The sequence below is a fragment of the Isoptericola cucumis genome (assembly GCF_014635665.1).
In the GTDB taxonomy this organism is placed as follows: domain Bacteria; phylum Actinomycetota; class Actinomycetes; order Actinomycetales; family Cellulomonadaceae; genus Isoptericola; species Isoptericola cucumis.
Map to the genome: position 1 here is coordinate 126,005 of NZ_BMDG01000002.1, position 19,652 is coordinate 145,656.

The 19,652-nt window shown below is 72.9% G+C and carries 20 protein-coding genes; 15 read left to right on the forward strand and 5 right to left on the reverse strand.

Annotated features, from left to right (window positions below):
- Positions 1-55 precede the first annotated feature (55 nt).
- Complete coding sequence (locus tag IEW03_RS02765) at positions 56-1,369, forward strand: aspartate kinase (protein WP_188522132.1); 1,314 nt, start codon at positions 56-58, stop codon at positions 1,367-1,369.
- A gap of 6 nt (positions 1,370-1,375) precedes the next feature.
- A complete protein-coding gene (locus IEW03_RS02770) occupies positions 1,376-2,491 on the forward strand; it encodes an aspartate-semialdehyde dehydrogenase (protein WP_188522133.1) in 1,116 nt (371 codons plus the stop codon).
- A 91-nt stretch (positions 2,492-2,582) separates the two neighbouring features.
- On the opposite strand, the gene IEW03_RS02775 is transcribed toward IEW03_RS02770, so the two are convergent.
- Positions 2,583-3,422, reverse strand: a complete 840-nt coding sequence (locus IEW03_RS02775) for a Fic family protein (RefSeq protein WP_188522401.1) — start codon at positions 3,420-3,422, stop codon at positions 2,583-2,585.
- A 167-nt stretch (positions 3,423-3,589) separates the two neighbouring features.
- Positions 3,590-4,363 carry a TetR/AcrR family transcriptional regulator gene (locus tag IEW03_RS02780; RefSeq protein ID WP_188522134.1) on the reverse strand — a complete coding sequence of 258 codons (774 nt, stop codon included), beginning with the start codon at positions 4,361-4,363 and terminating at the stop codon, positions 3,590-3,592.
- 99 nt (positions 4,364-4,462) lie between these two features.
- Here IEW03_RS02780 and IEW03_RS02785 point away from each other — a divergent pair, with 99 nt between their 5' ends.
- Complete coding sequence (locus IEW03_RS02785) at positions 4,463-5,434, forward strand: ATP-binding cassette domain-containing protein (protein WP_188522135.1); 972 nt, start codon at positions 4,463-4,465, stop codon at positions 5,432-5,434.
- A complete protein-coding gene (locus IEW03_RS02790; RefSeq protein WP_188522136.1) occupies positions 5,431-6,297 on the forward strand; it encodes an ABC transporter permease in 867 nt (288 codons plus the stop codon). Before IEW03_RS02785 ends, IEW03_RS02790 begins: the two co-directional genes overlap by 4 nt.
- Here the strand turns inward: IEW03_RS02790 and IEW03_RS02795 are convergent.
- Entirely contained in the window at positions 6,242-6,955 is a 714-nt protein-coding gene (locus IEW03_RS02795; protein ID WP_188522137.1) for a hypothetical protein, read from the reverse strand. The genes IEW03_RS02790 and IEW03_RS02795 overlap by 56 nt on opposite strands.
- A 126-nt stretch (positions 6,956-7,081) precedes the next feature.
- On the opposite strand from IEW03_RS02795, the gene IEW03_RS02800 reads away from it, so the two are divergent.
- The 8 genes from IEW03_RS02800 to IEW03_RS02835 all read left to right on the forward strand — a co-directional run bounded on the left by IEW03_RS02800 (position 7,082) and on the right by IEW03_RS02835 (position 13,725).
- A complete protein-coding gene (locus IEW03_RS02800; protein WP_188522138.1) occupies positions 7,082-7,468 on the forward strand; it encodes a GntR family transcriptional regulator in 387 nt (128 codons plus the stop codon).
- Positions 7,465-8,460, forward strand: a complete 996-nt coding sequence (locus IEW03_RS02805) for an ATP-binding cassette domain-containing protein (protein WP_188522139.1) — start codon at positions 7,465-7,467, stop codon at positions 8,458-8,460. The genes IEW03_RS02800 and IEW03_RS02805 overlap by 4 nt, the downstream gene beginning before the upstream one ends.
- On the forward strand, positions 8,457-9,239 hold the full coding sequence (locus IEW03_RS02810; RefSeq protein ID WP_188522140.1) for a hypothetical protein: 783 nt from the start codon (positions 8,457-8,459) through the stop codon (positions 9,237-9,239). The genes IEW03_RS02805 and IEW03_RS02810 overlap by 4 nt, the downstream gene beginning before the upstream one ends.
- Before the next feature lie 5 nt (positions 9,240-9,244).
- Positions 9,245-10,018, forward strand: coding sequence for a hypothetical protein (locus IEW03_RS02815; RefSeq protein WP_188522141.1), 774 nt, complete (start codon positions 9,245-9,247; stop codon positions 10,016-10,018).
- 104 nt (positions 10,019-10,122) lie between these two features.
- Entirely contained in the window at positions 10,123-11,127 is a 1,005-nt protein-coding gene (locus tag IEW03_RS02820) for an ABC transporter ATP-binding protein (RefSeq protein WP_188522142.1), read from the forward strand.
- Positions 11,124-11,942, forward strand: a complete 819-nt coding sequence (locus tag IEW03_RS02825; RefSeq protein ID WP_188522143.1) for an ABC transporter permease — start codon at positions 11,124-11,126, stop codon at positions 11,940-11,942. Before IEW03_RS02820 ends, IEW03_RS02825 begins: the two co-directional genes overlap by 4 nt.
- A gap of 84 nt (positions 11,943-12,026) precedes the next feature.
- Positions 12,027-12,983: a bile acid:sodium symporter family protein gene (locus tag IEW03_RS02830; protein WP_188522144.1), complete on the forward strand. Its 957-nt coding sequence runs from the start codon at positions 12,027-12,029 to the stop codon at positions 12,981-12,983.
- A gap of 10 nt (positions 12,984-12,993) precedes the next feature.
- Positions 12,994-13,725 (forward strand): glutamine amidotransferase, encoded by a 732-nt coding sequence (locus IEW03_RS02835; protein ID WP_188522145.1) that lies wholly within the window; start codon positions 12,994-12,996, stop codon positions 13,723-13,725.
- Positions 13,726-13,806: 81 nt separating this feature from the next.
- On the opposite strand, the gene IEW03_RS02840 is transcribed toward IEW03_RS02835, so the two are convergent.
- Both IEW03_RS02840 and IEW03_RS02845 read right to left on the reverse strand, forming a co-directional pair.
- Complete coding sequence (locus IEW03_RS02840; RefSeq protein WP_229737341.1) at positions 13,807-16,125, reverse strand: immune inhibitor A domain-containing protein; 2,319 nt, start codon at positions 16,123-16,125, stop codon at positions 13,807-13,809.
- A gap of 131 nt (positions 16,126-16,256) precedes the next feature.
- Positions 16,257-16,643 (reverse strand): DUF5655 domain-containing protein, encoded by a 387-nt coding sequence (locus IEW03_RS02845; protein ID WP_188522146.1) that lies wholly within the window; start codon positions 16,641-16,643, stop codon positions 16,257-16,259.
- A 391-nt stretch (positions 16,644-17,034) separates the two neighbouring features.
- Here IEW03_RS02845 and IEW03_RS02850 point away from each other — a divergent pair, with 391 nt between their 5' ends.
- From IEW03_RS02850 to IEW03_RS02860, 3 genes are all read left to right on the forward strand, one after another.
- On the forward strand, positions 17,035-18,171 hold the full coding sequence (locus tag IEW03_RS02850) for a 3-deoxy-7-phosphoheptulonate synthase (protein ID WP_371870585.1): 1,137 nt from the start codon (positions 17,035-17,037) through the stop codon (positions 18,169-18,171).
- Between the two features lie 109 nt (positions 18,172-18,280).
- The gene (gene sigK, locus IEW03_RS02855; RefSeq protein ID WP_188522147.1) at positions 18,281-18,847 is read left to right on the forward strand and encodes an ECF RNA polymerase sigma factor SigK; all 567 of its coding nucleotides are present in this window, start codon (positions 18,281-18,283) and stop codon (positions 18,845-18,847) included.
- Entirely contained in the window at positions 18,840-19,559 is a 720-nt protein-coding gene (locus IEW03_RS02860) for an anti-sigma factor (protein WP_188522148.1), read from the forward strand. Before sigK ends, IEW03_RS02860 begins: the two co-directional genes overlap by 8 nt.
- Positions 19,560-19,652: the final 93 nt, after the last annotated feature.

Consider the following 19,652-nt stretch of genomic DNA (forward strand, 5'->3'; position numbering starts at 1 on the left):
CCCGGCGGGCCGTTGAGACAGACGGAGGCCGCGAGAAGAAGGTTGTGAAAACCGCATGGCCCTAGTCGTGCAGAAATACGGTGGGTCGTCCGTTGCGGACGCCCAGTCCATCAAGCGCATCGCCAAGCGCATCGCGGAGGCGAGGCGAGCGGGGGACGACGTCGTCGTGGTGGTGAGCGCCATGGGCGACACCACGGACGAGCTCCTCGACCTCGCCGGGGAGATCACCCCGCTGCCGCCCAAGCGCGAGCTCGACATCCTCCTCACCGCCGGCGAGCGCATCTCGATGTCGCTGCTCGCGATGGCGATCACCAAGCTCGGCGTGAAGGCGAAGTCCTTCACCGGCCAGCAGGCCGGCCTCCTCACGGACGCCGTCCACGGCCGCGCGCAGATCGTCGACGTCGTGCCCCACCGCGTCCACGAGACGCTGAGCAAGGGGCAGGTGGCGATCGTCGCGGGGTTCCAGGGCGTCAGCCGCAGCAACGACGTCACGACCCTCGGTCGTGGCGGCTCGGACACGACGGCCGTCGCGCTCGCGGCGGGCCTCGGCGCCGACGTCTGCGAGATCTACACCGACGTGGACGGCATCTTCACCGCCGACCCGCGGGTCGCCTCGAGCGCCCGCAAGATCGACCGCATCACCTACGAGGAGATGCTCGAGCTCGCCGCCGGCGGGGCCAAGGTCCTCGCCCTGCGCGCGGTCGAGTACGCGCGCCGCTACGAGGTGCCCGTGCACGTGCGCAGCTCGTTCACCACCAAGACCGGCACCCTCGTCTCGGGCACGTACGGCGACCTGATCGACCCGAACGCCCCCGCGGGCAGCTCCGCGGGCCAGGAGGAAGCGAAGATGGAAGACCCGATCATCTCCGGCGTCGCGCACGACGACAGCGAGGCCAAGATCACCGTCGTCGGCGTGCCGGACAAGCCCGGCATGGCCGCCCGCCTGTTCGAGGTCGTGGCCGGCGCCGGCGCGAACATCGACATGATCGTGCAGAACGTCTCCGCCGCGTCGACCGGCCGCACGGACATCTCGTTCACGCTGCCGCACGCGAGCACGTCGACCACGATGGCGGCCCTGAACGCGGCCCGCGGCGAGATCGGCTACGACTCGCTGGAGTCCGACGACCAGATCGGCAAGCTGTCCCTCGTCGGGGCGGGCATGAAGTCGAACCCCGGCGTCTCGGCGCGCCTCTTCGGCGCGCTGCGCGACGCGGGCATCAACATCGAGATGATCTCCACCTCGGAGATCCGCATCTCGGTCGTCACCCGGGCCGACTCGCTCCACGACGCCGTGCGCGCCGTGCACCACGCGTTCGACCTCGACTCCACCGACGGCGAGGCCGTCGTCTACGCCGGAACCGGGCGGTGAGCTGACATGGCCGTGATCAACGAGACCGGTGTGAACCTCGCCGTCGTCGGCGCGACCGGGCAGGTGGGGGGCGTGCTGCGCCGCCTGCTGGCCGAGCGCGACTTCCCCGTGCGCGAGCTGCGCCTCTTCGCGTCCGCCCGCTCGGCCGGGTCGGTGCTGCCGTTCGCCGGCGTCGACGTGGTCGTGGAGGACGTCGCGGCGACGCCGACCGACGCGCTCGCCGACGTCGACGTCGCGATCTTCTCCGCCGGCGGCGGCACGTCGCGCGAGCACGCGCCGCGGTTCGCCGACGCGGGGGCGGTCGTCATCGACAACTCGTCCGCGTGGCGCCTCGACCCCGAGGTGCCGCTGGTCGTCTCGGAGGTCAACCCGGAGGCGATCGGCGACGCGGGCAAGGGCATCATCGCCAACCCGAACTGCACCACGATGGCCGCGATGCCGGTGCTCAAGCCGCTGGCCGACGAGGCCGGGCTGGAGCGCCTGCGCGTCGCGACCTACCAGGCGGTGTCGGGGTCCGGGCTGTCGGGCGTGCGCGAGCTCGCCGACCAGGCGCGGGCCGCCGTCGCCGGCGACCTGGAGGGCCTGGCGCACTCGGGCGCAGCCGTGACGTTCCCGGAGCCGGAGACGTACGTGGCGCCGATCGCGTTCGACGTCCTGCCGCTCGCGGGGAACCTCGTGGACGACGGGTCCGGCGAGACCGACGAGGAGCAGAAGCTCCGCAACGAGTCGCGCAAGATCCTCGGGCTGCCCGACCTGGCCGTGGCCGGCACGTGCGTGCGGGTGCCGGTGTTCACCGGCCACTCGCTGTCGATCCACGCCGAGTTCGGGTCCGCGATCACGCCGGAGCGGGCGCGCGAGCTGCTCGCGGCGGCGCCCGGCGTGCAGCTGGCCGACGTCCCGACGCCGCTCGCGGCGGCCGGGGCCGACCCGTCGTTCGTCGGTCGCGTCCGCACCGACCAGTCCGTGCCCGGCGGCCGGGGGCTGGTGCTGTTCGTGTCGAACGACAACCTGCGCAAGGGCGCGGCGCTCAACACCGTGCAGATCGCGGAGATCGTCGCCGCCGACCTCGCGGAGCTGGCGACGCTCGACGAGGTCGACGCCGCGGAGGTCGCCGGCGCCTGACCGCGAGGTCGTTCATCGGTCGGCCGAGACCGCGACGAGGCCCGACGGCGAGTGGATCGCCGTCGGGCCTCGCGCGGTGGTGCCAGTGCCGTCAGGCCGTCGTGCGGGTCAGGACCCGAAGCACCCTGGGGGCAAAGAACCTGCGCTTGTATGCGGCGGCATCGACGACGTCGAGAATCCCGAGCTCGACGAGCTGACCGACGAGCTTGTTGGCCCGCCCGTAGGACACGCCGAGGTCGGCCTCGACCTTGCGCACCGTGAAGGTCGGGTTGGCGACGGCGAGATCGACGAGCGCATGGGCTGAATCGGCCCGGAGGTGGGAGGCACGGACGACTTCCCTCAACTCCGCCTGGACCGCGACGAGCGCGACCATCTCGCGGCGGGTGTTGTCCGCCGCTTGCTGCAGTCCCTGGGCGAAGAACCTGACGTACGCGTCCCAGTCGTTGCCGGTGCTGACGCCGAGCAGCCGGTCATAGTACTCGCGCCGGCGGGCTTCGAACCATGGCGAGACCGTGAGGGTGGGTTCGGTGAGCACGCCCGTGCTCTGCAGGTGGAGCACGATCAGGAACCGACCGACGCGGCCGTTGCCGTCGCGGAACGGGTGCAACGTCTCGAACTGGTAGTGGGACATGGCCGCCGCCACGACGGGATCGATCGTCCTGCGGTGGTCGGCGCGCATCCAGTCGACGAGGTCGCGAACTCCGCCCTCGAGCAGAAGTCCGCCGGGTGGGGGGACGAAGCGTGCAGCCTCCACCGGAAACCTGATCGATGCCACGTCGTCGCGGCGGCCGATGACCACTTGACCGTCGCGAAGACGCCCGGACTGAGCCTCCAGCGGGGTGCTCGTCATGAGAATGCCCTGGAGCTCGCTGAGCATCGTCAGCGAGATGGGCCAGCCGTCGGCGACGCGGGCGAAACCTGCGTTCGCCATCCGCACGTAGTTCAGGATCTCGACGAGCTCAGCGGTCGCGCCGGGTCGCTCCCACGGATCGTGACGAGTTCTCCGGGAGCGTCGTTCAGGAACATTTCGAGGTCCACCATGTCACTCTAGAACTGTTTGAGTGACATGGTGTCGAGCGGGATATCACTTGTGGACAACTAGCGACGTCTGCCCTGGCGCTCGACGTGCAGCTCGAGCCCGTCGAGGAAGCACGACAGGCCCAGCTCGAAGGTCCCCTCCCAGGTGCCCTGGAAGGCGTCCGTGTCCAGGGCGGCCATCGTGGGGTAGTCGCCCGACCGCATCGCCGGCTCCATGAACGGCAGCTGCGCCCCCCAGAACTCCTCGTCGTCGAGCCCGGACTCGGCCGACACCCGCTCGTAGAAGATCTGCTGGCGCACCGCCCCGACCACGAAGCCGTCCAGGGCGGTGACGAGGTCAAGCTTGTCGCGGCTGCTCAGCGGCAGGTCGGCGAGCCCGGTCATCGTGCGCTCGAGCCCGGCGACGTTGCCCGGGCCCAGCACCGGGCGCGCCATGTTCACCTCGAGGAGCCACGGGTGACGCAGGTAGAGCGCGCGCCCTTCCCGGGCGTCCGAGGAGAGCGTCTCCCGCCACGAGTCCGGGGGTGCGCCCGCGCCCGGCGCCGGCGCCAGCACGCGGTCGAGGACGAGGGCGAGCAGCACCTGCTTGTCGGGGACGTAGCGGTAGAGAGTCATCGTGCCGACGCCGAGCTCGCGCGCGATGCGGCGCATCGACAGCGCGGCCGTGCCGTCGCCGTCGGCGATCTCGATCGCCACCTCGACGATGCGGTCGAGCGTGAGCCCGGGCCGGGGGCCGCGGCCCGCCGGGGCCCGCCCGTGCCAGAGCAGCTCGAGCGCCCGCGTCACGTGGGCGCGGGCGTCGGCGGGTGCGCGGTCGGCGGATCGGTCGCTCATGGCACGAGCATGCTAGGCGCGAACAGGGTACACCGCACGCATTGACGACGGCCGCTGAGCGTCGTTAGATTGCGTACACCGTACCCAGCAGGAGGAGCCATGCCACCGTCCGCACTCGCGATCCGCGCCGTCGGCCTGACCAAGCGCTACGGCGACGCCGTCGCCCTCGACGGCGTCGACCTCTCGGTCGAGAGCGGCACCGTCCACGGCCTGCTCGGCCCGAACGGCGCCGGCAAGACGACCGCCGTCCGCATCCTGACCACGCTGACCCGGTTCGACGCGGGAAGTGCCGAGGTCTCCGGGCACGACGTGCGGACCGCGCCCCGCATGGTCCGCCGTGCCATCGGGCTGACCGGTCAGCAGACCGCCGTCGACGACCTGCTCACCGCCCGGCAGAACCTCGTGATGTTCGGGCGGCTCTTCCGTCTCGACAAGGGCAGCTCCCGCCGCCGCGCGGACGAGCTGCTCGACCAGTTCAGCCTGTCCGGCGACGCCGACCGCACCCCCAAGAAGTTCTCCGGCGGGATGCGCCGCCGCCTCGACCTGGCCGCCTCGATGATCCTGGCGCCCCGGGTGCTCTTCCTCGACGAGCCCACCACGGGCCTGGACCCCGCCGGACGACGCGAGGTCTGGCAGGCGGTGCGCGAGCTCGCAGCCGGCGGCACCACGGTGCTGCTCACCACGCACTACCTCGACGAGGCCGACCAGCTGTGCGACCGGATCAGCGTCGTCGACCACGGGCGCAACCTCGTGGAGGACACCCCGTCCGGCCTCAAGCGCCGCATCGGCGACGAGCGGCTCGAGCTCACCGTCGCCGACCCGGCGGACCTCGACGAGGCGGCCCGCCTCGTCGAGAAGGTCACCGACGCCACCCCCGACCGTGCCGACGACGGCACCACCCTGAGCGTCCCCGTGCCCGACGGGGTGGGGGCGCTCACGGAGGTCGCCGCCGAGGTGCGCGCCGCCGGCCTGACGGTCGCCGACATCGGCCTCCGCCGGCCCACCCTCGACGAGGCGTTCCTGCAGCTCACCGACCAGCAGCCCGACGCGACGAAGGAGCAGGTCCGATGACCGCCGTCCCCCAGGCGAACGCCGCCGGCGACGCCCCCGCCACCGAGACGCTCGTGGACCGCGCCCGCTGGGCGGTCAAGGACTCCTGGACCATCGTCGTGCAGGAGTTCCTGCACCTGGTCCACCAGCCCTCGACCTTCGCCTGGCAGCTCGGCATGCCGGTCGTCATGGTGCTGATGTTCGTCTACGTCTTCGGCAGCGCCATGGACGTCACCGGGATGGGCGCGGGGGTCGGCTACGTCGACTACGCGATGCCGGGCATGTTCGCGATGACCATCGCCTTCGGCTTCATGAACACCGCGTTCCCCGTGGCCTTCAACAAGGAGAAGGGCTTCGTCGACAGGTTCCGCTCGATGCCGATGTCCTCGTCGGCGGTGGTGACCGGCCGCGGGGTCGCGGACATCATCCAGGCCGCGATCGACCTCGCCGTCATCGTCGGCATCGCGCTGCTCATCGGGTGGCGGCCCGGCGGCACGCCGGGCGAGACTCTCGCGGCCTTCGGGCTGCTGCTGTGGCTGCGCCTCGCGCTGATCTTCGTCGGCGTGTGGATCGGTCTGAGGGTGAAGAACACCGAGGCGGCCGGCAGCCTGTTCGCGATCGCGTTCCCGCTGGGGTTCATCTCCTCCGTCTTCGCGCCGCCGGACATGATGCCTGGCTGGCTCGGCGCGGTGGCCGCGTGGAACCCGGTGTCGTCCACCGCCTCCGCGATCCGCGAGCTGTTCCACACGCCGGGCGTCGAGCTCGCCACGAGCGGCTACTGGATCGAGGGGCACGCCGTCGCCGGCGCGGTCGTGTGGCCGGCCCTGATCACGCTGGCCTTCCTCCCGCTGGCGGTGCGTCAGTTCCAGCGTCTTGGCCGCTGAGCCGGCGGTCGTCGCGCCGGCCGGGCCGCCGGCCGACGGTCGGCGCGACGACGACGATCGCGGCGGCGGCGAGCACGTGCCACGCCGCGTGCCCGAGGGGCGGGCTGCCGAGCACCGCCTCGTCGAGCCGGGCGCCGGGCCCTGTGCCGGACCACGGCCGGTCGGGGCGGGACAGCTCGGCGACGACGCTGCCGACCCCGAGGACGGCGAGCGCGCCGAGCAGGCGAGGGCGCAGGGCCGGCCGCGCCCGCGCGCGCAGCAGGACCGCCACCACCGCGACGGCCGCCGTCGTGCCCTGCGCGACGACGGACGCCACGGGCCAGACGGCGGCGAGGACGACGTCGGCCGCCGTCGGGGCGAGCCACCACCAGGCCCGCATCCGCCGGCTGGTGAGGTCGGCGACGGCGTCCGCGGCGATCAGCGCGTAGGTGCCCAGCAGGGGCGGGTCGTGGACGACGGGGTTCCACGACGGTGCCGGGCCGTGCTGCACCACCGACCCGACGCCGACCAGGACCGCGAGCACGCCGAGGCACGCGCGCGCCCGGACCGTGCCGGGCTCGGTGTCGGGCGCGGCGCCGCCCGCGCGCGCGGTCGCGACGATCCACGCGCCCGCGACGACGAACGCGAGGCTCGACCAGACGTCCGGCGACCCCGCCATGCCTCCAGTGTCGTGGGCGGTGTCACGTGCTCTCTCGGCGAGAGGGGTTGCGCCGACCCGAGGTCCTATGGTTCATTAGTCGAGTAATGAACCAACCGACCAACGAACCGACGTGAGGAGGCCCGCGTGTTCGACGGACCGGAGCCGATCTACGTCCAGATCGCACAGATGATCCGGGCGCAGGTGCTCGCCGGCGATCTCGCGGAGGAGGAGCAGGTCATGTCGACGACCCAGTTCGCCACGACGTTCCGCATCAACCCGGCCACCGCCGCCAAGGCCTTCACCGGCCTGGTCGAGGAGGGCGTGCTCTACAAGCGGCGCGGCCTCGGCATGTTCGTGGCACCCGGCGCACGCGAGCGCCTGATGGAGACGCACCGCACGGCCTACTTCGACGACGTGCTGGCCCCCGCCCTCGCCCAGGCCGACGTCCTCGGCATCTCGACCGACGAGCTCGTGGCCTACGTGCTCGGGACGGACGGCCATCGACCCCCCACCACCACGGAGGAATCATGACCCCCGCACCCTTCGGCGCGCGTCTGGACGACGTCGTCGTCCGGTTCGGCGCGCAGCGCCGCATGACCGCTGCCGGGACCACCGTCAAGGACGACGCCACCACCGCCCTGGACGGCGTGCACCTGACGGTCCGCCCCGGCGTGATCACCGGGGTCCTCGGCCGCAACGGCGCCGGCAAGTCGACCCTGCTGTCCCTGCTGGCCGCGTTCGCCCGCCCTACGAGCGGGTCCCTGCGCGTCGGCCCCGACGGGGCGCTCGAGGAGCCGTGGGAGAACGCGTGGGTCACGGCGAACGTCCAGCTCGTGCGCGAGAGCGGCGACCTGCAGGACGAGGAGAAGGTCTCCGAGTCGCTCAAGTACTACGCGGACCTGCGTCCGTACTGGGACGCCGACCTCGCCGGCCGGCTCCTCGACCTGTTCGAGGTCGACGTGCGCAAGAAGCCCGAGGCGCTGTCGCGCGGCAAGAGGTCCGCGGTGGGTGCCACCATCGGGCTGGCCGCGCGTGCCCCGCTGACGATCTTCGACGAGGTCTACCTCGGCATGGACGCCCCGACGCGATACGCGTTCTACGACGAGATCCTCGCCGACTACGCCGAGCACCCGCGCACCATCCTGCTGTCCAGCCACCTGGTCGAGGAGGTCGAGCGGCTGTTCGAGGACGTCGTCGTGCTGCACCGGGGCAAGGTCCTGCTCGCGGAGACCGTCGAGGAGATGCAGGGCCGCGGCTTCAGCCTCACGGGCCCGGTGGCCGCGGTCGAGGAGATCGCGGCCGGCCGGCGCGAGCTGCACCGCCAGCGCCTCGGCTCGACCGTGCAGGTCACGCTCGAGGGCGCGCCGGACGGCACCGCCGCAGCGGCGGCCCGGGCGGCCGGGGTCGAAATCGGGAGCCTCCCCCTGCAGGACCTGTTCGTCCGGCTCACCCAGTCGCCGCGCGACGGCGCCCGAGCGTCGGCCGACGCGGCCGGCGTCCGTGGCGGGGAGGCGGGACGATGAGCGCCGAGACCATGACCGTCGCCCGCGCCGAGCGCGACGCGTTCGTCGCCCAGGCGCACGGCCGCGCCGTGCGTCGGGTCCTGCGGACGCTCGCCGTCGGCCACCTCTTCATGGGGGCGATCTACTGGGGCATCTTCCTCGTGATCACGATCGCGCTGCCCCTGGTCGTCCGCGCGGCGGGCGGCGAGATCAGCGGAGGAGCGATGACGGGCGCCGAGTTCTCGGCGCGCTGGTTCGCGTTCTCGCTGGGCGTCGTGCTGCTCACGATGCTCCTCGTGGCGCACCTCGCCGCCGGCGGGACCCGGCGGACCCTCTGGGTCGGGTCGGTCGGTGCCGCGCTCGTGGCGGGTGTCGCCTACGGCGTCCTGAACGCGGTCGGGCTGCTCGTGGAGCGTGGCATCTTCCGCTCCCTCGGCTGGGAGTGGGACCGGCTCGGCAGCGCGCTCGTCCCGCAGGACGACTGGTTCGTCGTGAGCGCCGCGGCGGAGGCGCTGGCCGTCGCCGTGTACGTGCTCGTCGGGGCGGCGATCGCCGCCGGCTACTACAGCCGGGGCATCCTGCGGGGCACCCTGCTGATCGTCCCGGGAGTCGTGATCCTCGCCCTCGTGGACACGGTCACGCGCACGGGTGCGCTCGACGAGGCCGCCACCGCGCTGTTCAGCGACGCCGTGCCGTCGTCCGCCGCCGTCGGGCTCCCGGCCGGGCTGCTCGTGGTGGCGGGCTCGGCGGCCTGGCTCTGGTCGCACCTGCGCGCCGTCACGCTGCGGCCGGCGAGGTGACCGCCATGACCACGACACACGCGACCGGCGTCCCGACCTCCTCGTCCGCCCGGGCGCACCACCACCGGGTCGCGACCGCGGCCGCCCGCCGCCGAGTCATGCGGGTCCTGCTCGTCGCGGGCGTCTGGTTCTGGGGGTTCTGGGCCCTGCTGGTCGTCGGCGCGCCACTGGCCGTCGACCGGTGGGGTGGGGAGCTCGAGGGTCTCACCTACGACGCCGCGGGCGGGCCGGCCCGCTGGGTCGGCTTCGCCGTCGGCCTCATCACGACGGCGGTGCTGCTGACCGCGCACGTCGCGGCGGGCGGGACCCGCCGGTCGTACCGCGACGGGGTGCTGCAGGCCGCGGCCGTCGTCGGCGTGGTCTTCGGGGTGCTCTTCGTCCTGCTCTCCGTCGCCGAGGAGCGGCTGTACTCCGCGATCGACCGGACGTGGCAGGGGAGCGCGGGGCCGCTCGACCTGGACACCCCCGTCGGGCTGGCCGTCACCGCGGTGGGCGAAGGACTCGTCGTCGTCACCTACGTGGTGGTCGGGGTCGCGATCCAGGCGGGATACCGCACCTTTGGCGCCTGGCGCGGGACGCTCCTGATCGTCCCGCTCCTCGTACCGTGCGCCATCGCGGACGTCGCCACCCGGACCGGCCTGGCCGGCCTGCCCCTGCGGGGCGGTTACGACGACGTCGCCCTCGGGGTCCTCGGCACCGTCGTCGGCGGGGCCGCCGCCGCGGTGCTGGCCGCCGTCGTCGCCGGGCGGCTGCTCCGCACCGTCCCGCTGCGGCCATGACCCGCCGCGAGGTCGTCACGTCCCCGGACGGCCGACGACCGCTCCCTACCGACCAGCAGCACGCACCGTCCACCAGGACTGACCGAGAGAGAAGGAGGCCCGAGATGGCCGACCCCATCGTGGAGGTGTCCCACCTCCGCAAGACGTACGGCGAGAAGGTCGCCGTGGACGACGTGTCGTTCGCCGTCCAGCCCGGCGAGATCTTCGGGATCCTCGGCCCCAACGGCGCCGGGAAGACCACGACCGTCGAGACGCTCGCCGGGCTGCGCACCGCCGACCGCGGCACCGTCCGCGTGCGCGGCATCGACACGCAGCGCGACCCCGCCGCCGTCCGGGACATCCTGGGCGTGCAGCTCCAGGAGGCCGCGCTGCACGACAAGATCACCGTGCGGGAGGCGCTGACCCTGTTCGCCGGGTTCTACGCCAACCCCGCAGACCCGGACGACCTCCTCGCGATGCTCGACCTCACGCCGCACGCCGACCGCCGGTTCGCCAAGCTGTCCGGCGGGCAGAAGCAGCGCCTGTCCATCGCGCTCGCGCTGATCGGCAACCCCGAGATCGCGATCCTCGACGAGCTCACCACCGGCCTCGACCCGCAGGCCCGGCGCAACACGTGGGAGCTCGTGGAGCGGGTGCGGGACTCGGGCGTCACCATCCTCCTGGTCACGCACTTCATGGAGGAGGCCGAGCGACTCTGCGACAGGCTCGTCATCATCGACGCCGGGAACGTCGTCGCCGAGGGCACGCCGCGTGAGCTGATCGACGGGCTCGAGGGCGGGCACACCGTCGTCGTGCGGTTCGCCCCCGAGGACGTCGAGCGAGGGCGCCGCGAGCTCGGCGTCCTGGTCGACCGGGACCCCGAGGTCGAGGGCGCGCAGCAGGTCGGGGGCTCGCCCAGCGAGCTCGCGGTCACGGGCACCCGTCGCGTCCTGTTCTCGCTGGTCCCCGCTCTCGCCGCGGCCGACCTCGTGCCCGAGGACGTCCGCACGGTCGCCCGGTCGCTCGAGGACGTGTTCCTCGCCCACACCGGGCGGGCCTACACCACGGAGTCCGGCGACGCCGGCGCACCCACCGACACCGCTCTCGTCACCGAAGGAGGCCGGTCATGACCGCCACCGCCACCGCCACCCCCACCCGGGTGCGCCCGTCCGGCACCGGATGGCGCGGGTTCGGGCGACTGCTGCGCACCGAGACCGCCGTCTGGCTGCGCGACTCGGCGTCCGTGTTCTTCGGGGTGCTCTTCCCGACCGTGCTCCTCGTCGGCGTCGGGTTCGGCATCCCGGGGATGCGGGAGCCGATGACCGACGACGTCCCGCCGGACTCGATCTGGTACGGCGTGACGCCGATCGCGACGTACCTGCCCACCGTGCTCGCCATGGCGATCGGCACGCTCGCGATCCTGTCCCTGCCGGTCACGTTCGCGACGTTCCGCGACAAGGGCGTGCTGCGCCGCCTGTCCACGACGCCGATGCGGCCGCAGGCGATCATCGTGGCGCACCTGGTCATCAACGTCGCCACGACGTTCGTCGGGGTGGCGCTGGCCCTCGTCGTGGCGCAGGCGGCGTTCGGCATCGTCCGGCCGGAACAGCTGGGCGTCGTCCTCGGCGCGTTCGTGCTCGGGATGCTCTCGTTGTTCTCGCTGGGCATGCTCCTGTCCGCCCTGGTGAACAAGCCCTCCACGGCGAACGCCGTGGCCTCCCTCGTCTACTTCCCGCTGCTGTTCCTCGCGGGGCTGTGGACGCCGGGGCCGATCATGCCGGACGTCGTGCGCCAGATCGGGCAGTTCACCCCGATGGGCGCGGCCGCGCAGGCGATGGACACCGGCTGGTTCGGTGAGGGGTTCCCGCTGTCGCAGTACGTCGTGATGGTGGTGTGGACGGCGGTCCTGCTGCCGCTCGCGATCAAGCTGTTCCGCTGGACCTGACGCCACGATGCACGCCGGCCGTGCCTGAGCAGGGCGACGAACGCCCTGCTCAGGCACGACCGATGGGCGGTAAGGTGCGGCGTCATGCGCAAGGTTGCGGAGCTCGCAGGCCGATGGTTCGCCGTGCTGGTGCTGCTGGGCGGCATCGCCGGCCTGGCCGCGCCGACGGCGCTCGAGCCGATCGCGGGGCACATCCCGCTGCTCCTCGGGATCATCATGTTCGGCATGGGGCTCACGCTCCGCGGCGCCGACTTCGTGCTGGTGCTGCGCCGCCCCTGGGCGGTGCTGCTCGGCGTCGTGTGCCAGTTCACGATCATGCCGCTGCTGGCCTGGGGGATCGGGCACCTGTTCGGCCTGGACGGCACCGCGATGATCGGCATGATCCTCGTGGGGGCGGCCCCGGGCGGGACGGCGTCGAACGTCATCGTGTACCTCGCGAAGGGGGACACCGCGCTGTCGGTCACGCTGACGTCCGTCTCCACCCTGCTCGCCCCGCTGCTCACCCCGGCGCTCGTGCTGTGGCTCGCGGGCACCGACCTCGACGTCACGTACGGGTCGCTCGTGGGCTCGATCGTGCAGGTCGTGCTGATCCCCGTGCTCGCGGGCCTGCTGGTGCGCGCGTTCGCCGGCGGCCTCGTGGAGCAGTACATGCTGCCGTACCTGCCGCTGGTCTCCGTGGCGGGGATCGTCGTCGTGGTGGCCGGCATCGTGGCCGCGAACGCCGACGCCGTGCTCAGCACCGGGCTGCTGGTGGCGCTCGCGGTGATCCTGCACAACAGCCTGGGCCTGCTCCTCGGCTACGGCGTGGCCCGGGCGGCCGGCCTGGAGGAGACCGCACGACGGGCGGTCAGTGTCGAGGTCGGCATGCAGAACTCCGGCCTCGCCGCGAGCCTCGCCACCACCCACTTCACCCCGGCGGCGGCGCTGCCGGCCGCGCTGTTCTCGGTGTGGCACAACATCTCCGGGTCGCTCCTCGCCTCGTACTGGGCCCGGCGTCCGGTGCGCGAGCCAGCCCGGGCGGAGCGCGTCACGGGCGCCTAGCGTTCGAGCCGTGAGGCCGTTCCTCTTCCTCGGCACGCGGGCCGAGGACGTCGCCGCCGACGGCGAGCACGAGGCCGTGCTCCGGTACTCCGGGCTGCCGCCGCAGGCCCTGCACCGCGTCCGTCTGGAGCGCGAGCCGATGCCGCCGGTCGCCCTCGAGGAGTACTCCGGCGTGATCGTCGGCGGCGGGCCGTTCAACTCGTCGGACCCGCCGGCGGACAAGTCGGCCGTGCAGCGGCGCGTGGAGCGGGAGATGGCGGCGCTGCTCGACGACGTCGTCGACCGCGACTTCCCGTTCCTCGGCGCGTGCTACGGCGTCGGGACGCTCGGGACGCACCTGGGCGCCGTCGTCGACCGGGCGTACGCCGAGCCCGTCGGGCCGGCGGAGATCGAGCTCACCGCGGCCGGGACCCGCGACCCGTTGCTGGCGGGGCTGCCCCGCCGCTTCACCACATACCTGGGCCACAAGGAGGCGGTGCGCGAGCTGCCACGGTCCGCGACCGTGCTGGCGAGGTCGGCCGGGGCGCCCGTGCAGATGTTCCGCACGGGCCGGAACGTCTACGCCACCCAGTTCCACCCCGAGCTGGACCTGGCCGGGATCGAGCAGCGGGTCGAGGTCTACCGGTCCTACGGGTACTTCCCTCCCGAGGAAGGGGAGCGGATCGTCGCGCTGGCGCGCCAGCACCGGGTCACCGAGCCGATGCGCATCCTGCGGAACTTCGTGACTCGGTTCGCCCGCTGATCGTTCCCGCGGGACGTCGCACACGTGTCAGGCCGAGCGCGGGGCTCACCCCGCGCTCGGCCTGACAACTCGGAGGGCGGGTCAGCCCTGGCGCTTCGGAGTCTTGACGTCCAGGGTCATGACGCCGTTCTTCCCGTTCACCTTCTTGACCTTGATGGTCGTGCCCGAGCCGGCGACGATCACAGACCCCTGGGGGTTGGTCTCGTCGTAGTAGGCGTGCGGGTCGGAGTCGTCGAAAACTCGCTCCGCCTTGTTCGCCCACGTGCGCAGCGTCGTCATGCCGGCCTCGGTCTCCAGGTGGAGGTCGAACGCGTCGGACTTGCCGACGCCGAACGTCGCGTCGAACGCCTGGATACGGTTGCGGGCGAGCGCGCCGTCGGACCAGCGCAGCGCCTGCGCGTTCGCGTCCACCGGCAGGGCCTGCCCGCCGCCCGGGTGCTGCGACGTGTTGTTGTCGCCGTAGAAGCTGTTCGCGTACCAGACCAGCAACCCGTCCTGGTAGGGGTAGTGCTCCACCGTGTTCGGCCTGGTCGTCGTCCAGCCGAAGTTGTACGGCCCGGTCTTCAGGGTCGCGTCGTAGCCCGCGTACTGGCGGTTCTCGGCGACGTAGTAGTGCGTGAAGTCCACGTCGTACGTGCCCTCGGGCCCGACGACCGTGAACCCGTCGTTGGTCCAGCCCTCGGCGCCGTCCGAGAAGTCCTCGGAGAGGGCGTCGCCGACGGCGACGTCGTCCACGACGAGACCCTTCTCGTTGAGACCGCCGTCGCTGGCGTACCGGAAGCGGACCGACGCCGTCTGGCCGGCGTACTCGGACAGGTCGGCCGTCAGGTCGACCCAGCCGTCCGACGTGCCCGAGATGCCGCCGTTCGCGCCCTCGTCGGAGACGTTGGTCGTGAGCGTCGTCCACTCCTCGCCGCCGTCGGTCGAGATCTCGGCGTACGCGTGGTCGTAGTCCTGCTCGATGTCGTACCAGGCCTTCGCCGTGAGCGAGGCGCCGTCGGGCACCGTGAGATCCGGCGAGGCGAGCGTGTAGTCGGCGTTGCTGCCCGTACCGGAGTACGCCATCTCGCCGTCCCAGGGCTCGACGCCGAGGTCGACCTCCCGCGTGCCGTCCGGCAGGTTCACGACCACCGCCTGTGGTTTCGTCGTGGCGTGGTACGACGGGCCGAGCTTGACCGCGGCCCGCTCGCCCTGGTCGACCGTCGTGTAGTCCAGCCATCCCAGGAACATCTTCTCGGTGGCGCCCATGTGGTTCGGCGTCGTGCCGATGCTGTCCTCGCCGTGGCCCAGCCACGAGCCCGAGCTCATGAGGTTCCAGAAGCCCGTGCCGTTCTCGCCGCCGTTCGTGTCGTAGTAGTCCGGCAGGCCGAGGTCGTGCCCGAACTCGTGGGCGAAGACACCGAGGCCGCCGTTCTCCGGCTCGGTCGTGTAGTCGCGGATCCAGAGGTCGGAGTCGCCGATCTTGATGCCGCCGGCGGGCTCGTACCCCTCGGGGCCCTCGCCGGCCTGCTCGCCCTGGGGGTTCACCGCCCAGCGGTGCGACCAGATCGCCGACTCGGGGGCGCCGGCCTCCTCGCCCTCGCCGGCGTGGATCGCCTGGAAGTGGTCGATGTAGCCGTCGGCCTCGTCGAAGACCCCGTCGCCGTCCAGGTCGTAGCGGTCCCAGACGTCGAACGACTTCAGGTACTCCGTGATCTCCTCGGCCGTCTTGCCCTGCTCGAGCTGCTGGTCGTACCAGGCGTCGGCCGAGTCCTGGACGAAGCGTGTCATGTCGGCGTTCGATTCGGTCTGCCCGTACGACGCCGCATTGTGCGGCACGGTGACCCAGTCGGACACGTCGCCCTGCAGGTCGAAGCGGCCCGACGACATCTCGTCGTACACGCCCGCGAACGACTCTCCGCCCTGGTCCTCCAGGCCCGTGAAGAACATCTGCTTGAAGTGGTCCGAGGAGAAGTCGGGCTCCCAGTAGGTGGAGTTGTCGCTACGGGTGGGCTCCGGGATCTCGTTGTGGAGCGGGCCCGCCGCGGGAGCGTCGGGGAACCGCTCGTCGGGCTGGTCGCCGAACTCGACGAGGAAGCTCAGCAGCTGTGCCGTCTGCTCCGTCTCGTACTCGACCCACTGGTTCTTGCCGACCTTCACGGACTTCGAGGTGTTGTTCCCCGTGCCGCGGGTGGTGACCTTCGCATCGCCCGTCACGACACGGTCGACCGCCTCCTGCTTGAGCGCCTGCCGCTTGTCGGCGAGCACGTCGGGGCGGTCGTCCTGCTTGACGTGCGCGGGAGTGTCGTGGGTGGGTGGGGCGTCGGAGGGTGGTGACGCCGCGGCGACGCCAGGGGCGACGACGGCCGCGGACAGCATGACGGCCGCGACGCCGAACGCGGTGGTGGTGCGTACTCTCACGATTTCCTCCAGGGATGTCGGAGCGCGCGGTCACCATCGACCGCGCGGGCCTGGCGCGCCTGCGGTTCGTCCGGGCACGCGTGGCCGAGGACACACAACCAGAGAAACGGGATCCACGCGAGAGATCGGCGTCAGCCCGCGGCGTCGTAGGCCTCGCGGACCCAGCCGGCGAGCTCGTCGTCCAGCTCGGCCGGGTCGTGCACCTCCACGTGGTGCACCCACACGCGCGACGACGGGTGCGCGACCTGCCTCACGCGCGGGGAGGCGAGCTCCCGGCCCAGGCTGAACGACACTACCGCGGGGGCGTCGACGTGGTCGCGCACGCCCACCCACGGCGGCCAGACGAAGGCGAAGCCCCGACGACGGCGGAACGCGACCTGTGTCTTCGTGGTGCGCACCTGCACGTCGTCGCCCGTGACGTCGGCCACCAGGCGGGCGAACGCGTCGTGGATCGCCAGCCCGTCGGGGGAGTGCGCGAACAGCTCCTCGGGCGTCGACGGCGTGGCGGGGGTCGGCATCCTGACCTCGGCAGACGGGCGGCGAGCGGGTGGTCGTGACCCGGCCGACGGTACGCGCCCGGCGGCCGCCCGCCACCCGGCCCGAGGGGGCGGACCCGGCCGTCCACGTCGCCCGGATGGTGGACGCCGGTGGACGGCCGCCGGGACGGCGCGTACCGTCCTTCCCGTGGACACCCGTTGGTATTGGCGCTTTACGCCGGCTCCGGTAGGAGCTCGGCGGGCTGACGCCTGACCGACACCCACTCCGGAGCCAGCACAGGGCCTGGGACGCTGCACGCGTCCGGGGCCCTTCGTCGTCAGACGAGCCGCTCCGGTCGGGCATGGGCCACGGTTCTCGGGCGACGACGCGCTTCCCCGCCCCGATCGCCCCGTCACGACCAGGAGCCCCACGATGACCACGTCTTCCGCCGCCACCGCCCGCACCGCGCCGTCCGAACCCGTCCGGCCCGATACTGAGCTGATGGCCGAGACCTCCGACCTGCGCGTCCGCGCGCTCGACCCGCTGCCCGCCCCGGGCGAGATGCGGGCCGCGCTGCCGCTGGGGACCACCCGCAGCGACCTCGTCACGACGTCGCGCCGCGAGGTGCGCGACGTGCTGCGCGGCGAGGACGACCGCCTGCTCGTCATCGTCGGCCCGTGCTCGGTGCACGACCCGGCCGCCGCCCTCGACTACGCGCGCCGGCTGGCGCCGGTGGCCCGCGAGCTGTCCGACGACCTGGTCGTCGTGATGCGGGTGTACTTCGAGAAGCCGCGCACGACCGTCGGCTGGAAGGGCCTCATCAACGACCCGCACCTGGACGGCTCGCACGACGTGCACCACGGGCTGCGCCTGGCGCGCGAGGTGCTGCTCGGCGTGCTCGACGCCGGCGTGCCCGCCGCGTGCGAGTTCCTCGAGCCGACCAGCCCGCAGTACATCGCCGACGCCGTGACCTGGGGCGCGATCGGCGCGCGCAACGCGGAGTCGCAGGTGCACCGCCAGCTCGCGTCGGGCCTGTCCATGCCGGTGGGCTTCAAGAACGCGACCGACGGGGACGTGCGGATCGCCGTCGACGGCTGCATCACCGCGGACAGCGAGCACACGTTCTTCGGCGCGGACGCGCAGGGGCGCGCGGCCGCCGTCGAGACCACGGGCAACCCGGACTGCCACGTCATCCTGCGCGGCGGGCGCGGGGGACCGAACTACTCCGAGGGCGACGTCGCGGACGCGCTGGCGGTCGCGCGCACGTCGGGGCTCGGCGGGGCCGTGGAGGCCGGGGTGGTCGTCGACGCGTCGCACGGCAACTCGGGCAAGGACCACGTGCGCCAGGGCGAGGTCGTGCGTGAGATCGCCGCACGCCTCGCCGACGGCGAGCAAGGCATCACGGGCCTGATGATGGAGAGCTTCCTGGTGGCGGGCGCGCAGCAGCCGGGCCCGCTCGACGGGCTGGTCTACGGGCAGTCCGTCACCGACAAGTGCCTCGACTGGGACAGCACCGCCGACCTGCTCGGCACGCTGGCCGCCGCCGTCCGCGAGCGTCGCGAGGCCTGACGGCGCCGAACCGCGGCGAGCGTCTCGGTGTGACGCGGGGCACGACCGGCTGACCCATCCGGGAGCGTCCCGGCACCGAACCCCTTGCGTGTTGCGGCAGACTGTCCTCGTGCCGCCTCCCACGACCACGCCGGTCGACGCCGCGCTCGTCGCGTGCGCGGACGGCGACCCGACCACGTTCGGGCCCGTCTACGACGCGCTCGCGCCCGTGGCGTACGGCACGTCGCTGGGGGTGCTGCGCGACCCCGACCATGCCGCCGAGGTGACCCAGGAGGTGATGGTGGAGGTGTGGCAGACAGCGGCGCGGTTCGACCCGGCCCGCGCCTCCGCGCGCACCTGGGTCGTGACGCTCGCACGCCGCCGGGCGGTGGACCGGGTCCGCGCCGAGCAGTCCCGGCGGCACCGGGACCAGCGCGACCTCGACACGACCGTCGCCGGCGCGCCCCGCGACGTCGTCGCCGACGACGTGGAGCGCCGGCTCGAGGGTGCGGCGGTGCGCCGCTGCCTCGAGTCGCTGACGCCGACGCAGCGCGAGGCCGTGGTCGAGGCGTACTACGGCGGGCGCACGTACCGGGAGGTCGCCGAGCGGCTCGGCGCCGGGCTGCCCACGATCAAGAGCCGGATCCGCGACGGCCTCGGCCGCCTGCGCGACTGCCTGGGGGTGGCCCGTGGCTGACGACGACACGGCCCGCGTGGCCTGGGACCTGCTGCCGGCGTACGCGCTGGACGCGGTCGACGACCTGGAGCGCCGGGCCGTCGAGCGCCTGCTCGGGTCCGACCCGCAGGCTCGACGTGCCCTCGACGAGTACCGCGACGTGGTCGCGGCCTTCACCGTCGACGAGGCCCCGCCCGCTCACCTGCGCGGCGAGGTCCTGGCCCGCGTCGCCCGCACGTCGCAGACGGCGCCGCGTGGCCCGGTGACCGCGCCGGCGCGACCGCCCCGGCGGCGTCGTGCGCTGGTGGCGGCGCTCGCGGCCGCGGCGGCCGTCGCGGTCGCCGTCCCGACGACGATCGCCGTGCGGGAGCACGGGGAGACGGTCCGCCTGGAGGCGCAGGCCGACCGGGTCGCGCAGATGCTCGCCGACCCGGACGCCCGCCTCGTGACGGGACCGATCGCCGGGGGTGGCGAGGCGACGGCGCTGGTCTCGGGTGACGACGTGCTCGTCAGCGCCGCCGGGATGCCCGACCCGGGCGAGGGGCACGACTGGCAGCTGTGGGTCGTGGCCGGCGGCTCGCCCGAGTCGGCCGGCCTGATGCCCGCCGCCACGGGCGGCGTCTCGCGGGCGCTGGTCGAGGGCGGGGCGGGCGAGGTCGTGGCCGTGACGCTGGAGCCTGAGGGAGGGTCCGAGCAGCCGACGACGGACCCCGTCGTCGCGCTCGAGACCTGATCCCGCCGGCGCCGCGACACCGCGTGCGCGAGCGGCTGCGCCGTGAGCCGTCGGAGCGCACGACGAGGGCCGCCGCACCCCCTGCGTGCGGCG

What these genes read in the sequence shown, in the direction of transcription:
- IEW03_RS02775 (WP_188522401.1), bottom strand. Translation starts at nt 3,422, where the DNA reads ATGGCGAACGCAGGTTTCGCCCGCGTCGCCGACGGCTGGCCCATCTCG.
- IEW03_RS02815 (WP_188522141.1), top strand. Translation starts at nt 9,245, where the DNA reads ATGACCACGACACACGCGACCGGCGTCCCGACCTCCTCGTCCGCCCGG.
- IEW03_RS02820 (WP_188522142.1), top strand. Translation starts at nt 10,123, where the DNA reads ATGGCCGACCCCATCGTGGAGGTGTCCCACCTCCGCAAGACGTACGGC.
- IEW03_RS02785 (WP_188522135.1), top strand. Translation starts at nt 4,463, where the DNA reads ATGCCACCGTCCGCACTCGCGATCCGCGCCGTCGGCCTGACCAAGCGC.
- IEW03_RS02830 (WP_188522144.1), top strand. Translation starts at nt 12,027, where the DNA reads ATGCGCAAGGTTGCGGAGCTCGCAGGCCGATGGTTCGCCGTGCTGGTG.
- IEW03_RS02850 (WP_371870585.1), top strand. Translation starts at nt 17,035, where the DNA reads ATGACCACGTCTTCCGCCGCCACCGCCCGCACCGCGCCGTCCGAACCC.
- IEW03_RS02805 (WP_188522139.1), top strand. Translation starts at nt 7,465, where the DNA reads ATGACCCCCGCACCCTTCGGCGCGCGTCTGGACGACGTCGTCGTCCGG.
- IEW03_RS02825 (WP_188522143.1), top strand. Translation starts at nt 11,124, where the DNA reads ATGACCGCCACCGCCACCGCCACCCCCACCCGGGTGCGCCCGTCCGGC.
- IEW03_RS02780 (WP_188522134.1), bottom strand. Translation starts at nt 4,363, where the DNA reads ATGAGCGACCGATCCGCCGACCGCGCACCCGCCGACGCCCGCGCCCAC.
- IEW03_RS02790 (WP_188522136.1), top strand. Translation starts at nt 5,431, where the DNA reads ATGACCGCCGTCCCCCAGGCGAACGCCGCCGGCGACGCCCCCGCCACC.
- IEW03_RS02845 (WP_188522146.1), bottom strand. Translation starts at nt 16,643, where the DNA reads ATGCCGACCCCCGCCACGCCGTCGACGCCCGAGGAGCTGTTCGCGCAC.
- IEW03_RS02810 (WP_188522140.1), top strand. Translation starts at nt 8,457, where the DNA reads ATGAGCGCCGAGACCATGACCGTCGCCCGCGCCGAGCGCGACGCGTTC.
- IEW03_RS02795 (WP_188522137.1), bottom strand. Translation starts at nt 6,955, where the DNA reads ATGGCGGGGTCGCCGGACGTCTGGTCGAGCCTCGCGTTCGTCGTCGCG.
- IEW03_RS02765 (WP_188522132.1), top strand. Translation starts at nt 56, where the DNA reads ATGGCCCTAGTCGTGCAGAAATACGGTGGGTCGTCCGTTGCGGACGCC.
- IEW03_RS02770 (WP_188522133.1), top strand. Translation starts at nt 1,376, where the DNA reads ATGGCCGTGATCAACGAGACCGGTGTGAACCTCGCCGTCGTCGGCGCG.